The organism is Candidatus Berkelbacteria bacterium (assembly GCA_016432625.1).
Classification (GTDB): Bacteria; Patescibacteriota; UBA1384; order 2-12-FULL-50-11; family 2-12-FULL-50-11.
This window is the reverse complement of sequence record CP066697.1, coordinates 248408-262251: the sequence shown is the minus strand read 5'-3', so window position 1 is coordinate 262251 and position 13844 is coordinate 248408. Positions and strand designations below refer to the sequence as shown.

Sequence of the window (13844 nt, the reverse complement as noted above, 5' to 3'; positions counted from 1 at the left end):
TTACTTGGTTACCTTTCGGATTTTCTTAGATAGAGTTCTGGTTACTTTTTGCGACTTAGCGGCGTTCGCCATGCTGCGAGTAGATTTAAAGCGAGCTCGATGCTGGTTTGACTGTTTGCGCAGACGCAGCAAGCCGTCGGCGGTGACACCGATGACACGTTTCTTGATAGTTTTTCTTGTCTTAATCTTTGGCATTACTTTTTTGGTTTTAGTATAACTTGGATCTTATTACCAACTTGGGTGATAGGCTGTTCAACCGCTGATTCAGTTGCATCTCGGAAAGTTTCCAGGGTCTGCTTAGCTTTGCCGGGAAAGACATTTTCGCGGCCACGCAAGGTGATAAAAACACGGATGAAGTGTCCTTCGTCCAAGAATTCCTTGGCCCGTTTGGCTTTAGTTTCGATATCATGTGCCCCGATGCCAAAACTCAACCTAACCTCTTTTAGCTGGGGGTTCTTGGCTGACTTGGCAGAAGCGCGAGCTTTCTTTTCTTGTTCGTAGCGGAACTTATTGTAATCAAGAATCTTGGCAACCGGCGGCATTGCCTTTGGAGCAATCTCAACCAAGTCGAGTCCGCTTTCGCGAGCTAAACGCAGAGCTTCTTGTGTAGAGACAATACCGCGCGATTCCCCGTCATTTAGAACTAAATGAACCTGGGGAACACGAATTTCGTGATTGATGCGGTGTTCGCGGTCGTTAATTGTTGTCTCCCACGCAAAGTATGCCGAACTGAATTCGGTTAATGTACATTCCCTAACTGAGCCTGTTTGTGACCCATGAGTTATCTAGGAAACTGTACCACGCCTGGTGATGACTTTCAAGGATTCGGGGAGCAATCGAAGCTGCAACGGCGACGTCGCGACCGGCCGCCCCGCCACCAGTAACGGCAGGTCAGGATCGGTAACTAATCGTACCGATCGACCGTGAAGCAGGCTCTCAGACTTTACGATATTGCCGCCGACAGAGAAAATACCTAATACTTTTTTTGGTTCGGTGACATGAGTGCTCTCTAGATGAATTTCCAAAGAACGATTAATTACTGCTCGGTTGAAGTAAGCGAACGCACGTACTCGATTATCAATTACCAGACTGACTTTCGCTAAGCGTTCGGGAAGAATCTCGGCATCTAAAAATAACGGTAGGTCAGGTTCAATTAAAACAGTGCTGACCATAGTCAGGCGTCTAAATTTAAGCGTTTCAGCCGCAGCACGGATGTCGTTGACGCCGACTAGATCCGTAACTTGGTTGGAAGCGTTGATCGGCACAATCCCTAATACGGCGCGGTTCATAACGTTCGTGGCGACTTGATTGATATGATGATCGCCTCCAACTGCCACAATGGTTGAATATCCCTTCTCGATCCCCATTCCGGCAAGTTCCTCGGGAGTTCGGGCTGGACTTGCCGCTACCATCTCGCCGGCAATACCAAGGTTCGTCAAAATATCCCGCAGACGCTGGTAGGTTTGACGCACTGAACGATTTGCCGGTGCCTCGAGGATATAGTAGTACATTACTTAAGGCGCGGGCGAAGAACGCCCGGTGTCATTACTCCTCTTCCGGAGTTAGTTCCGCTTCTACGTCTGCTGGTTCTTCAGTCTCTTCGGCCTCTGGCTCGCTTGCCTCTTCGCTCGCCGCTTCTTCTGCCTCTTCTTCTGCACCCTCGGAAGGCATAGTGCATTTGCCAACAAAGGCGGCACCCGAATGGATAACCAAATCCTTCGTTGAAATACTGCCGAAAACTTTCGCTGTATCTAGGAGCTCTAATTTATCTGACGCATCAATCGAGCCGCGGACTGTACCGGCGATTGATACTATCTGTCCACGGACAGGTCCTTTTACTTGGGCCGTTTTGCCAACTGTGACGGTTTTCTCGCTAATCACTTCACCATCAATCAGACCGAAGATATGAATATCATTCTGGTCTCGCAATGTACCGGACAAGGCGACGTTGACACCGACGGTTGTGCCCGGACCGTCAGTTTCACCTGTTATGTTCGAGCCTTTTAGCATATGCCTCCTCGTGCTTACCTTTTATTACTGTTTCTTTTGTATCCCAAAGACGGCTATTTGCAAGTCCCTAGGGGGTTGAAGTGTCAATATTTTTTTGCTAGACTTGCAGGCAGTTCATACATGGAAAGCATTCGCGTCGTCGGCGCCAGAACCCATAACCTGAAGAATCTGACGGTAGAGATTCCCAAAAACAAGATCACGGTAGTGACCGGTCTCTCTGGCTCCGGTAAATCTTCGCTTGCTTTTGATACTATTTTCGCCGAAGGACAACGGCGCTATATCGAATCGCTGAGCTCATTTGTCCGTCAATTCTTAAGCGAAATTGAGAAACCAGACTTTGATTACATCGAGGGTTTAGCGCCGGCAATTGCTATTGACCAAAAGACTGCCGCCCGTAACCCACGTTCAACGGTTGCTACAGCGACCGAGATTTATGACTTCTTGCGTCTACTATTTTCACGTGTGGGTACGCCATTTTGCCCGAAGTGCGATATCCCAATCACCCAACAGTCACCAGAATCAATCGCTCGAGCAATCCTAAAGCATTTCCGTTTGGAAGAAACTCTAAAAGTTACTTTGTATGCCCTGATCGTCCAGGCTCGTAAGGGAGAACACAAATTTCACTTAAAGCAGGGCAAGAAGTCGGGCATTTTACGTGTACGTGTTGATGGCGTCGAAATGGATATCAACGAGGCAATCGGTCTAGAGGTTGATAAAAACAAGCGACACACCATCGAATTCCTAGTTGGCTCTATCGATTTTCCCGTTAGTAACGACCAATCAGAGCAATTGGCGCAAATAGACCTACTTAAACTTGTCGACCGAGCCTTGAAGTTAGGGAACGGACTATTAATCGCCTCCCACGGCGACAAAGAAGAATTTTACTCACAGAAGTTCGCCTGCACCAAATGTGGCTGGCAATTTCCTGATATTGAACCGAGGCTCTTCTCGTTTAATAACCCCGAGGGTGCTTGCCAGATTTGCCAGGGCTTAGGCGTGCAAATGGTCGCTGATCGCGACCTAGTTATCCCTAACCCTAGACTAACTCTCGCTGAAGGTGCTGTTCGCCCTTGGAGTCGGACGACAAGCCACGCCAATTGGTATCAAAAGGTCTTAAACGACTTAAGTGCTAAATACCGCTTCAGCCTCGACACCCCTGTCGGAGAGTTGCCAGAGGCAACTTTAGATATCCTGCTCCACGGTGAAAAGACCACTAACGACTCCGACGAGGAAGCTTTCGAAGGCATTCTTCCAAACTTGGAACGGCGTTACCGCGAAACGGATTCCGATTATCTTAAAAACGAGATTGAAAAATATATGGTCGAGAAAACCTGTCAGTCATGTAACGGCCAGCGACTTAGAGTAGAGGTTCTCAGCGTCCGAATTAAAGATAAGAACATTATTGACGCCACATCCATGTCGATTGAGGACGCGAATAATTTCTTCGCCGAACTATCTGCTTCGGTTCACGCCTCACAGCAGGTTATCGCCGTACCTATTTTGAAAGAAATCCGCTCCCGCTTGAGCTATCTACTTGAGGTTGGCCTTAGCTATGTCACGCTCGACCGAACGACTTCAACGTTAGCTGGCGGCGAAGCGCAGCGGGTTCGCCTAGCCACCCAACTTGGGGCAGGGCTAACTGGCGTTATCTATATTCTTGATGAGCCGTCAATTGGTTTGCACCCCCGCGATCACGACAAGTTGCTGCAAACTATCGAGGAGCTAAAAGAACGCGGTAACACGGTAATTGTCGTCGAGCACGATAAAGAAACGATGCTGCGTGCCGATGAGATTATCGACATGGGACCAGGTGCAGGAGAGCACGGTGGAAAAATTATTTCCCAAGGAACTTTGAAAGAGATCCTTAACGACCCAAATTCAGTTACGGGTGCCTATTTGTCAGGCAAAAAATCCATCTCACTACCCGAGCACCGTCACGAACATGCCGAGAGCTATCTAACTGTCGTTGGCGCCACAGGCAATAACCTCAAAAACGTCACTGCTTCGTTCCCGCTCAACCGCCTGATTTGCGTCACCGGCGTCTCTGGCAGCGGTAAATCAACGCTCGTAGAAGATACTCTGGCCCGGGCTCTAGAAAATCAGTTCCATGGATCAGGCGACGACCCAGCACCGCACGAACGTATCGAGGGTACGGAGGAGATAGACAACATTATCAACATCGACCAGTCACCAATCGGCCGCACACCTCGCAGTAACCCCGCCACTTACACCGGTGCCCTAGGCCCAATTCGGGAACTTTTTGCTAACACTAGTGAAGCGATGAATCGCGGCTACGACCCATCTCGTTTCAGTTTCAATTTACGCGGTGGTCGCTGCGAGCACTGTCGCGGTGATGGCCAAATTAAAATTGAGATGAATTTCCTGCCTGATGTTTACGTCCAGTGCCCTGAATGCCGCAGCCGTCGCTACAACGCCGAGACACTTGAGATAAAGTACAAGGGCAAAGATATTAGCGACGTCCTAGAAATGTCGGTTGAAGAAGCGTTGAACTTTTTCGATGGCGAAATTGAGGTTACGGAAAAACTCTCCGTCCTACAGTCAGTCGGCCTAGAGTATATGCGACTCGGACAGCCAGCCACGACGTTATCTGGCGGTGAAGCACAACGCATTAAACTCGCTACTGAGCTCGCAAAACGCGAGACCGGCAAAACGCTTTATATTTTGGATGAACCTACAACCGGCCTACATTTTGAGGACATTCAGAAATTGCTAACAGTGCTCTATCAGCTCGTCGATAGAGGTAATACGGTGATCATCATCGAACATAACACCGACGTAATTCGCTGTGCCGATTGGATTGTTGACCTTGGCCCGGATGGCGGTACAAAGGGTGGTAACATCGTGGCTACTGGGACGCCGGATGAAATTATCAAGAACCCGCAGTCGATAACCGGCAAATTCCTGGTATCGTCAAAGGCAGATGCTCCCAAAAAAGCTAAGACCAAGACCGCTCAGCCCGTCCACACCTGATTTTCATCTTTTAAAACAGCTTCAAGATTTAGGTTATCAAGAAATCGTCGGCGTCGATGAGGTTGGCCGCGGGGCATTAGCCGGGCCGGTGATTGTTGCCGCAGTTGAAATAGCAACCGAGATTCCCGGTGTTAACGATTCCAAACTTCTGGAACGTCGTTTCAGGGCAGAGGTTGCTCAGATTATACATAGATCCGTTGTGAGAATCCGTTTCGGCTACGCTAGCCACTTAGAAATTGATAGCCTCGGGTTGAGCCAGGCCCTACGACTAGCCTACCAAAGAGCTCTTAGTGAATTTGAAGCCGACCTGGTCTTAACGGACCATTACGACCCGCCGACCAAATGCCGATACATTAGAGCCACCCACGGTGATTCCTTGTTCTACCCCGTTGCGGCCGCTTCTATAGTGGCAAAAGTCTATCGCGATCAGCTGATGAAAGTTTACGACCGCTTTTTCCCCGAATACGTCTGGCACCAGAACGCCGGCTACGGCACCGCTTTTCATCGCCAGAAAATCAGTGAAATCGGACCGTGCACGCTGCACCGGCAATCGTTTCTCTAAGCTTTACAATAAGAGAAAATCGCCACTCTAGCGGTGGACTTTCACGATAATTTGGGCTATAATTTCCGTGAAATCAACGCGATCGCGCATTTTAAAATGTGAGGAAAGTCCGGGCACCATAGAGACGCGCTCCAGCTAACGGCTGGCTGTCGTAAGGCAAGGGAAAGTGGCACAGAAACAAAACAGCCAATGTCCGGTTCAGTTAGGAGGTGATATTCATGTACTTTAATGCAACCGCTAAAATTCGAGTCACGTGCAAAGCCAAGGCAGGTGTGTTCGAACCAATCAATGAGAATGGTTCTTATATCAAAACTTTGGAAAAGTCGATCGATGCCGAAAACCGCCAAGAAGCCGATCGCAAAGCAAGACGATGGGCCGAAAACAGTTGCCAAGGAATGTACGCCGAGGCTGGTGTAGTCAAGGCAACAATCGTCAGCGTGACCTGTAACTAGACCTAGTTCATTCGACCCGTCCCCTTAATCTGGGCGACTTGTTCGCCCCTTCCTAACTGAATCGGAAAAGGCAAAGGTGAAAAGAGTGAGGTAAGAGCTCACAATCGTCCTTAGTAATAAGGCGAGTGGCTAAACCCAGCGTGGTGCAAGTTGAGCGGGCCGCTATTCATTAAGTTCATCGTTCCCAAAAGGAACAACGAGCTCCGTCTCGGTCTCGAGACAGAATAGTTGGTCTCAACGCATTAGATTAATGTTCGCGAGCTGCCGCAAGGTAGTTACAGAACCCGGCTTATTAGGTTTCCGCTAAAAGCGCTTCCGCAAGGAGGCGCTTTTGCGTTACTGCCGAGCTTAAGAGTATATTGGCGCCGTTAGGAGTGTGTCATGAAGCACCTTAAACGTCCCTATACCGCGTCGAACGAGTGGCTATTGAAAGAGGCAGCTCGGTTGGTGTTTCCCGACCATGCCACCTCGATCAAGAACTGCGGTAGCGGTATCATCGAAGTCTTCGTGCCAAACGGCACGAGCCGCCTCGTTATCGGTCGCGTTGACCTTTCAGAGCGTCGACCGGTCAAAAAACGCTTCGCTACTGTCTGTTACCGCAGCTTCGAGATCGCTTTTGTTATTAACAATGAGGGTCATTTCTGGCCGCTTAAAGTCGAAACAGAGTGGATCGAAGATAAGGAAACAGTTTAACCGACCCAGGCGGCCTTATGGCCGCCTGCTCGCTACCTGCAAATCAAGATGTTTTAAGGTAAAATATAGCGGTAATCCCGGGTCGTCTAATGGTAGGACACCGCCCTTTGGAGGCGACTATCTTGGTTCGAATCCAAGCCCGGGAGCGAGAAGCGTCAGCGACGAGCTAGAGGGCTTGGATTGAGCGAGCTTGCGAGCTCGGGTTCCAAGCCCGGGAGCAAGCGAAGCTTACGAGTAGTCCTTCTTCCTCAGAATAATACGCCTAGTCCGAATCTGACAAAATCGTGGTAACCTCTTGTCATGCTAACCATAACTCGAGAATACGAAATCCTCTACGCGCTTGAGCGGCGCCTAGTACGGCGACTAGCGAAGATTAGGCCACGGAACAGTTTTCGTGCCGCACTCTCAACGTGGTTATTTTTTTGGCTAATATTTGGCGGCTTTTTCTTTACGGTAATCTTTTACCTATGGCTACACTCGGTAACTCCACCGTTTTCGACTAACGTTGAATTCTTGGCGATAGCGGGCGGAATTTTGACGAGTTTATTTATCGGGATACTGACGCTAAGTTTTTCCCAACCGGGCGAGACTAATTGGCAAATTCCCGGTCTTATCTTCTTTTTGTGGATGGTTGCGCCGTCAATTTTCCCCTTACTCTTCTTATTCGGAGTATTTACAGCCCAAGAGGCACTAGCTGAACTGCAAATCTCCCCGTGGCGCACAGTGGCCGACTACGCGTTTTTTGCTGGAGGGATAATTATCCTCGTCTTCGGTCGGGCAAAGATAACGCTTACTGCTGGCGCTTTGACGATAATTGCTATCTCGGCGTTATTTATTATCAAATCGCTAATAAGCGATGGTTTTTATTTGGCGGGACGTTGTCCAACGACTGTTTTCAACGAAAACTACGCTTGGCTCAGCAATACTAGCGAAGAGCTTAATTCATACAGACAACTCGATTCAAAAGGTCGGTTCTACCGCTCAAGCGCCGGTCAGCTTTTCTGCTCCCGGACCCGGGAAGATCTATTTCGTTAAAGAACCCCTAGGAGGTTTTTAACTTTCTTCGATACGTCTGCGAGCGACCAGTCGGATTTGACTAGGTAGTCGTGAACATAATCATCCATCATCGCTTCGGCGACTTTTTCTGGGTCGTTGAGATTTGAAAGTAAAATAACCGGTACCTTGGCGCATTTATCGAATTTGCGCATTTGACGCAAAACAGATAGGCCATCGCGGTTAGGCATGACAATGTCAAGCAAAATGAGGTCGTAACACGTCTCTGAGACCATTTCTAAGCCAACTTTGCCGTCCTTGGCCTCGGAAACACCGAAGCCGTCTCGTTCAAGCTCGTCACGAAGAACGCCGCGCAGCAGACTGTCGTCCTCAATAATTAAGATTTGCTTCTTTGATTGGTTCATGTGGATATTCAACCGTTCAGCTTGTGGCCTGTCAACGGGATTTCTCCTCAATTTTTGGTTGATGAGGCAACACCACAAAGAAAACCGTCCCCCGATTAATCCGCGAGCGTAACCAAATATCGCCGCCCGTATGATTTAGGATTGATTTGACCATATAGAGTCCTAGCCCCGCACCTTCTGTGTCAATAATTTTGGCGTTCTCGGCGCGGAAAAGTTTAGTAAATACTTTGTCTTGCTGTTTTCTCGGAATGCCGTACCCAGTGTCTCTGATAACCACCAAAACTCCCTCACTAATTGGCAAATTATCCTTCGGCCTAATCACGGAAACTTCGACACTAATGCTTCCCTTGTCCGGAGTGTACTTGACCGCGTTACCAAATAGGTTCTGGAAAACAATCCGTAACAACTTGGCGTCGGAGATGATTTTTGGCAGTTTTTCGTCAAACTGCGTAGTAAATTTAAGGTCACGCTGCGTCACTTGAGGGATTAATTCCTTGTAAACTTCGGTGACAACCTTTCGTACGTCAACTGGCGCATACTCTACAACTAATTTCCCAAGCTGAATCCGCGAAATACTAAGGAAAGTATTCACCAGCTCAATCATTCTACGTGTCGTAAAATGAATAACTTTTAGATACTCGTGTTGTGGACGAGTCAGTTTGCCACGATTACCCTTCAGCAACACCTCGCTATACCAGTTGATAACCGAGAGCGGGGTGCGCAGCTGGTGCGAAGTAAATGAGATAACCTCGGTTTTAGCCAGATCAATCTCGCGCTCTTCTTTGATATCGCGGAAAACCGAGACCGATCCGATGACTGTCTTACCTATCAGTATCGGCGTCGAGGTAATAGCCACTGCGAGCTCTTTAACACGACGAGTCGAAAAAATAAGGTGGGGATGGTTTACTTTGCGGTGTCTAGTTATCGACAGTAGGCTCGGACGTTGTTCATCGGTTAGCTCCGCCCCATCCGGGTAACGTGCCTTTACGGTCTTCGACCACTTCTTGCCGATCATCTCCCGCGAAGGTATGCCGAACATCTCCTCTGCTTGTCGATTAACTACCATTATCTTGCCAGAGATATCGGTCACCACTAATCCTTCACCAATACTTTCTAAAATCGCTTCGTCGATTACCTTTTCCTGCTCGATAACTAAACTAGACGCCTCCACTTTTTCGATATTCCTGGCAAGGTCCTCGTTGGCTGCTTCAAAATACTTAATGTTCTCGCGAAAAACTTCGAGAATAAGCTGAACGCCGACGTATAAATCAGTAAACTCATCTTCCTTTTTAGGAATTCGCACGTTGGCCGATAGGTCACCGACAGAAATTTGAGCTAACACATCAGTGAGCTCGTCGAGGCGACGGCGAGTCATCGCTCGATACTTTTCAAGCTTCAGCGCATCAGACTTAGCCTTTAACTTACCGTTAGATTGTCGGTCACTCTGTTTTGAAATGGTTGCCTCCAGTTAACCAACGAACTGCTTCCTCACGGGCAGTAAAGATTCTTATCTTTTCGCCCATGCGTGCAGCTCGGATGATCAGCTCGGCGACGTGTCGTAAGAAAACACTGTTTGCGTAGACTGCCATACGAATAAATGGAGCGGCATTTAACGCCTCCAAAGCCGCGCTGCGGGAAGTGAAACTAGATTTGCCCATTTTGTATAAATTCACAAGGACAAGTGTCGGATCGCCTTTCCACTGCTTCTCGCTCAATCGACGTGCTTTTTCTGAAATCGAACGGACAGTCTTCTCTGTCTGATCTCCTATAAAAACTAGTTCTATAAAAGAGTCGTGCAAAGTAACCTTATTCGCCATCTGGTTGATTTTAGCAGTATAGGTCAAGCTTGAATTTGGTTAATTTGGTAAGACGATAGCCCTAAAGTAAAATACGGCTATGGAAATTAACGAGGAAGGCCTTTTGACGGTGGCAAAAAAGGTAGTTGGGTCACTGCACGATGGCGACGTTATCGCTCTTTCGGGCCCACTTGCTTCTGGGAAAACAAGCTTAGTTAAGCACCTCGTCGCAGCGATGGGTTACGCGGGTAGGGTTAGTAGCCCAACTTTCGTGCTGGAGCGCCGCTACCCCGTCGAATGGCAAGGCGTGAAGGAAGTATTGCATCTCGATTTTTACCGACTGACAGCAGAGGAAATAGAGAGCTTCGACTGGCAGGACCATATCGGCGACCGAGGAACGATCGCCTTTATTGAATGGCCAGAAATAGCCGCCGCACACCTTCCGAAAAAAGCTAAGACTATATCGCTAGAAATAATTGATGATAAAACACGACGTATCACATTTTCCAACAATTTTGGTTTTTAATACTACCGAAAAGGATAAAACGTCGGTGGCGTTGATAAAAAATGGTTCCGTAAAAATTAGCGAAAAATCTCGCCGCGCCCAAGAGTTACAGTCGATCGTCGAAGAACTAATTGATAACAACCATATTGAGATTGGCGAAATAAAAGCCGTCGCCGTTCTTGAGGGGCCAGGTTCGTACACGGGAATTAGAATCGGCGCCACGACGGGAAATACCCTGCACTGGCTTTATCGCATGCCGGTCATCGTCATACCCGGAACCGATATTTCCGAGGCCGCCGAACGGCTAATGTCGGGCGAAGAATTTGACGTCACAACCTACTTCTCGCCTCGCGATTAACAGGAGTGCTCTTAGGCGCAGGCTGTGTTACAGTAGGAGGCAGCATCATGTTAATCAGACGTGTAATCAACCCTGTTGACGAGCCCGCTAACAGGCGGCGCAAAGTTTGGAAACGATTTTTTTGGGGAGTCGTTATTATTATTATTGGCATCGCTGGGTGGGTTGGAGTAACTGGGGCATTAGCGCTCAAGAACATTACCGCCAAAAACACTGACGAGACACCATCATTCTTTAAGTTTGGCAGTAACATCGACCCGGACAAGGTACTAGCTGAAGGCGAGAGCCGCATTAACATTCTACTACTCGGAGTCGATAGCGCCGCCGGCTTGACGGACTCAATTCAAATCGCCTCTATCGACCCAATCAATAATTCTATCGCCATGCTCTCCATCCCACGTGATTTATATGTCACAAATCCAGCAAAGAACCGTAAAACGCGCATTAACGAAGTCTACCGAGATTCGTCAAAAAATTGCCCGCGTAAAACTTCCACTTGCGATCCGGAGATCGACTACGGCGCCGAGAGTCTGAGCGAGCTGATCGAGGACTTAGTCGGCGTTAAAACGAGTTACTTTGTCAAAATTGACTTTGACGGCTTGAAGCGAATCGTCGACACGGTCGGCGGCATCCAAGTCTACGTCGAAAAGCCGCTCAGTGACCCCAATTTCCCGAATAGATCATATTCTGGCTACGATCCGTTTAGTATCGGCGCGGGAATGAAGACTTTAAACGGCGAGACCGCGCTCAAGTACGCTCGGTGCCGCGGTGGAAATTGCGGTGGCGATTTTGGCCGGGCACGTCGACAACAGCAGGTCGTAATTGCTTTAAGAGATAAGATAGTTAGCTCCAATCTATTTATAAACCCGCAGAAAATTACTTCAATCATCACCGCCGTTGGCAAGGGGTTGCGAACCGATCTAACTGTCGACCAGATATCCCAGCTCTACAAACTAATCAAAGATACTAAAAGCGATAGAATTAAATCCGCTGTTCTAGAAAATGGTAATGACGGAGTGTTGCGAAGTACCACAATAGGCGGCGCTTATGTGCTGGTGCCGAAGAAGGGCGACAATGACTGGACTGAGGTAATCGAATTCGTTAATTCTTACCTGCCTGAACCTTACCTCGTTAAGGAAAACGCCAGCGTCGTTATTATCGACGCCAGTGGCAAAACTGGTACCGGACAAGCCGTCGCCACTAAGCTTAAGAGCTTAGGCTACAACGTCACTAGTACCCAGGTTGCAAGCAGTGTCTCGCTTACGACAACTATTAAATACTTCGAGGACGCGCCATACGCTACTGCGTTGCTTAAAAAACGGTTCGGCATTAATCCGACCAAAGGAAAGGCCGATGAGCGACCCGGCCAGGCCAAGGTTGTTATAACCGTCGGCTCAAACTACAAAGCAAAATAGTTCTACTACCAACCAGTAAATTACTGTAATGTGTCTCACATGAGAGCCGCTCATCCGCCCTACGCCTCGCTTTTTTTCTGGCTCGTGCCTTTTATAACGCTCGCCGTTGTTTGGGACACTATACCGCAAACTTCAACTCGGTTCGCTCTATCCATTGCTGCAGCTGTGATTGCTCTTAGCGCTGCCGTCAGACAAACTAGCTACCCGCTAATCGGTACCCCGTTCTTCATTTTGCTTTTGGCAAACTACTGGCAAGCCTACGTGCTATTACATCCATTAATCGTAACCTTGGTTGTCTTTATCCTTATCACCACTTCGGGACTGGTTCTGCGGCGGCTAAACCGAATGCCCATCGAGCGCGACAATGTTGTCCACTGGCTGGTATTGGCGTTCCTGACTGCTCAGGTAAATAGCTTGCTGCTCTATTGGCCGTTCTCCTACTTCGAAAATAGCCTGATAAGTTTCATTATTTACTATACTTTTTGGCAGTTGATTCAGCTTTTTTCCACAAGTGAGCGGCGATCGCTGATCGCTCACTTTGTTTTCACCCTGGTCACTGTTATCGTAGTGCTGGGGGCAGTACTGTGGGTAAATTTTCCTCAGTTCAGATTTTTCTAGAGAGAGTCAAGGCCGTCTTGGCGCTCTTTTGGGACTTCCTGAAGCGCATTTACGTGATCGTTTGGGGTTGGGCGAAAGTTCGCCTCCCATTCGTCAAGGCACTTGTACGCCGGCATACTAACAACCCCTCGACCCTATTCGTTGACATCGCGATTGCTGTTTTGGTGCTTTATACCGCTTTTGGCCTGTTGGGTTACATTCTGATTTATCCGAAGAAATCCGAAACCTCGTTCACGGAAACACTAGCTATCCTCTATCCTCTGCCAGCAGCAAAAGTAAATAATTCCTTCATCTGGAGCCATAAGTTTCTCGAACGCCTGCGCTTTTTAAATACCTTTAACCATCAGGTGCCAAAGGACACCGCCCTCAAGCCCCCGACCGACGCCGAGCTTCGAACTCGGGTGCTAGAAGGGCTGATTGAAGACCGCGTTATCGTCCTGGAGGCAAAACAACGAGGGCTGCGGGTGACCGAGGAGGAGCTGACTAAAGCGCTCGAGAAACAGGGCAAGGCGGAAGATGTCGCTAAGAAGATTGATGAGCTATACGGCATGAATCTGGCCGACTTTAAAGAAATAATTGCCGAGCAACTTCTTAAAGAAAAAGTAAAGAACGCCGTGCTTACCAAAGTTCGAGTGCGACACATCCTAATCTCTACCCAACCTGTTGCCAACGAAGCTAAGAAACAGCTCGACACCGGACGTGATTTTGCCGAAGTTGCCAAAGAGTTCAGCCAGGACGCCAAGTCGAAAGACTCTGGCGGGGACCTAGGGTACTGGCGCAAGGGCGAGCTATCGGCTCAGATCTCGCCCGGATTTGAGGAAGCCGCTTTTGCCCAACAGGTCAACCAAATTTCTGGGCTCATCCAATCGCCTTTTGGCTTTCACATTCTTCAAGTCACGGAAAGGTCCGGCGATAACCTGCAAACGTACGAAGAATGGTACAAGCAACAGCTCAGCAAATACCGCCTTAAGCGCTACGTCAAAACCTGATCTCTCCTGGATTTTGTAAGTAAATTTTGGGAAAATAACA

The 13844-nt window shown here is 48.5% G+C and carries 16 protein-coding genes, 1 tRNA gene and 1 other RNA gene; 11 read left to right on the top strand and 7 right to left on the bottom strand.

Annotation, left to right across the window (positions count from 1 at the left end; translation table 11 throughout):
- From HY845_01555 to HY845_01540, 4 genes are read right to left on the bottom strand one after another with little or no spacing between them, the layout of a single operon-like run.
- On the bottom strand, positions 1-195 hold the full coding sequence (locus HY845_01555; protein QQG52000.1) for a hypothetical protein: 195 nt from the start codon (positions 193-195) through the stop codon (positions 1-3).
- Entirely contained in the window at positions 195-785 is a 591-nt protein-coding gene (locus HY845_01550; protein ID QQG52149.1) for a translation initiation factor IF-3, read from the bottom strand. Before HY845_01550 ends, HY845_01555 begins: the two co-directional genes overlap by 1 nt.
- The gene (locus HY845_01545) at positions 786-1511 is read right to left on the bottom strand and encodes a hypothetical protein (GenBank protein QQG51999.1); all 726 of its coding nucleotides are present in this window, start codon (positions 1509-1511) and stop codon (positions 786-788) included.
- Between the two features lie 34 nt (positions 1512-1545).
- Positions 1546-2010: a polymer-forming cytoskeletal protein gene (locus HY845_01540; protein ID QQG51998.1), complete on the bottom strand. Its 465-nt coding sequence runs from the start codon at positions 2008-2010 to the stop codon at positions 1546-1548.
- Between the two features lie 120 nt (positions 2011-2130).
- On the opposite strand from HY845_01540, the gene uvrA reads away from it, so the two are divergent.
- The 6 genes from uvrA (at position 2131) to HY845_01510 (ending at position 7743) form a co-directional block, all read left to right on the top strand.
- Positions 2131-5001: an excinuclease ABC subunit UvrA gene (gene uvrA, locus HY845_01535; protein QQG51997.1), complete on the top strand. Its 2871-nt coding sequence runs from the start codon at positions 2131-2133 to the stop codon at positions 4999-5001.
- The gene (locus HY845_01530) at positions 4952-5563 is read left to right on the top strand and encodes a ribonuclease HII (GenBank protein QQG51996.1); all 612 of its coding nucleotides are present in this window, start codon (positions 4952-4954) and stop codon (positions 5561-5563) included. The genes uvrA and HY845_01530 overlap by 50 nt, the downstream gene beginning before the upstream one ends.
- A gap of 66 nt (positions 5564-5629) precedes the next feature.
- An RNA gene (gene rnpB, locus HY845_01525) (RNase P RNA component class A) lies at positions 5630-6322 on the top strand.
- A gap of 74 nt (positions 6323-6396) precedes the next feature.
- On the top strand, positions 6397-6708 hold the full coding sequence (locus HY845_01520) for a hypothetical protein (protein QQG51995.1): 312 nt from the start codon (positions 6397-6399) through the stop codon (positions 6706-6708).
- A gap of 75 nt (positions 6709-6783) precedes the next feature.
- Positions 6784-6854 (top strand) — tRNA-Gln (locus tag HY845_01515).
- Positions 6855-7008: 154 nt separating this feature from the next.
- The gene (locus HY845_01510; GenBank protein ID QQG51994.1) at positions 7009-7743 is read left to right on the top strand and encodes a hypothetical protein; all 735 of its coding nucleotides are present in this window, start codon (positions 7009-7011) and stop codon (positions 7741-7743) included.
- Here the strand turns inward: HY845_01510 and HY845_01505 are convergent.
- The 3 genes from HY845_01505 to HY845_01495 form a co-directional block, all read right to left on the bottom strand.
- Complete coding sequence (locus tag HY845_01505) at positions 7740-8126, bottom strand: response regulator (GenBank protein QQG51993.1); 387 nt, start codon at positions 8124-8126, stop codon at positions 7740-7742. The two genes, HY845_01510 and HY845_01505, sit on opposite strands and share 4 nt — an antisense overlap.
- A gap of 31 nt (positions 8127-8157) precedes the next feature.
- Complete coding sequence (locus HY845_01500; GenBank protein ID QQG51992.1) at positions 8158-9501, bottom strand: PAS domain S-box protein; 1344 nt, start codon at positions 9499-9501, stop codon at positions 8158-8160.
- A gap of 64 nt (positions 9502-9565) precedes the next feature.
- Positions 9566-9943, bottom strand: a complete 378-nt coding sequence (locus tag HY845_01495; protein QQG51991.1) for an STAS/SEC14 domain-containing protein — start codon at positions 9941-9943, stop codon at positions 9566-9568.
- A 79-nt stretch (positions 9944-10022) separates the two neighbouring features.
- On the opposite strand from HY845_01495, the gene tsaE reads away from it, so the two are divergent.
- From tsaE to HY845_01470, 5 genes are read left to right on the top strand one after another with little or no spacing between them, the layout of a single operon-like run.
- Complete coding sequence (tsaE, locus tag HY845_01490) at positions 10023-10448, top strand: tRNA (adenosine(37)-N6)-threonylcarbamoyltransferase complex ATPase subunit type 1 TsaE (GenBank protein ID QQG51990.1); 426 nt, start codon at positions 10023-10025, stop codon at positions 10446-10448.
- Complete coding sequence (locus HY845_01485; GenBank protein QQG51989.1) at positions 10402-10785, top strand: hypothetical protein; 384 nt, start codon at positions 10402-10404, stop codon at positions 10783-10785. The genes tsaE and HY845_01485 overlap by 47 nt, the downstream gene beginning before the upstream one ends.
- A gap of 47 nt (positions 10786-10832) precedes the next feature.
- Complete coding sequence (locus tag HY845_01480; protein QQG51988.1) at positions 10833-12197, top strand: LCP family protein; 1365 nt, start codon at positions 10833-10835, stop codon at positions 12195-12197.
- Between the two features lie 39 nt (positions 12198-12236).
- Positions 12237-12815 (top strand): hypothetical protein, encoded by a 579-nt coding sequence (locus HY845_01475; protein ID QQG51987.1) that lies wholly within the window; start codon positions 12237-12239, stop codon positions 12813-12815.
- Positions 12782-13804 (top strand): peptidylprolyl isomerase, encoded by a 1023-nt coding sequence (locus HY845_01470; protein ID QQG51986.1) that lies wholly within the window; start codon positions 12782-12784, stop codon positions 13802-13804. The genes HY845_01475 and HY845_01470 overlap by 34 nt, the downstream gene beginning before the upstream one ends.
- Positions 13805-13844 lie beyond the last annotated feature (40 nt).

What these genes read in the sequence shown, in the direction of transcription:
- tsaE (QQG51990.1), top strand. Translation starts at nt 10,023, where the DNA reads ATGGAAATTAACGAGGAAGGCCTTTTGACGGTGGCAAAAAAGGTAGTT.
- HY845_01510 (QQG51994.1), top strand. Translation starts at nt 7,009, where the DNA reads ATGCTAACCATAACTCGAGAATACGAAATCCTCTACGCGCTTGAGCGG.
- HY845_01505 (QQG51993.1), bottom strand. Translation starts at nt 8,126, where the DNA reads ATGAACCAATCAAAGAAGCAAATCTTAATTATTGAGGACGACAGTCTG.
- HY845_01545 (QQG51999.1), bottom strand. Translation starts at nt 1,511, where the DNA reads ATGTACTACTATATCCTCGAGGCACCGGCAAATCGTTCAGTGCGTCAA.
- HY845_01480 (QQG51988.1), top strand. Translation starts at nt 10,833, where the DNA reads ATGTTAATCAGACGTGTAATCAACCCTGTTGACGAGCCCGCTAACAGG.
- uvrA (QQG51997.1), top strand. Translation starts at nt 2,131, where the DNA reads ATGGAAAGCATTCGCGTCGTCGGCGCCAGAACCCATAACCTGAAGAAT.
- HY845_01500 (QQG51992.1), bottom strand. Translation starts at nt 9,501, where the DNA reads ATGACTCGCCGTCGCCTCGACGAGCTCACTGATGTGTTAGCTCAAATT.
- HY845_01475 (QQG51987.1), top strand. Translation starts at nt 12,237, where the DNA reads ATGAGAGCCGCTCATCCGCCCTACGCCTCGCTTTTTTTCTGGCTCGTG.
- HY845_01540 (QQG51998.1), bottom strand. Translation starts at nt 2,010, where the DNA reads ATGCTAAAAGGCTCGAACATAACAGGTGAAACTGACGGTCCGGGCACA.
- HY845_01520 (QQG51995.1), top strand. Translation starts at nt 6,397, where the DNA reads ATGAAGCACCTTAAACGTCCCTATACCGCGTCGAACGAGTGGCTATTG.
- HY845_01555 (QQG52000.1), bottom strand. Translation starts at nt 195, where the DNA reads ATGCCAAAGATTAAGACAAGAAAAACTATCAAGAAACGTGTCATCGGT.
- HY845_01485 (QQG51989.1), top strand. Translation starts at nt 10,402, where the DNA reads ATGATAAAACACGACGTATCACATTTTCCAACAATTTTGGTTTTTAAT.
- HY845_01530 (QQG51996.1), top strand. Translation starts at nt 4,952, where the DNA reads ATGCTCCCAAAAAAGCTAAGACCAAGACCGCTCAGCCCGTCCACACCT.
- HY845_01495 (QQG51991.1), bottom strand. Translation starts at nt 9,943, where the DNA reads ATGGCGAATAAGGTTACTTTGCACGACTCTTTTATAGAACTAGTTTTT.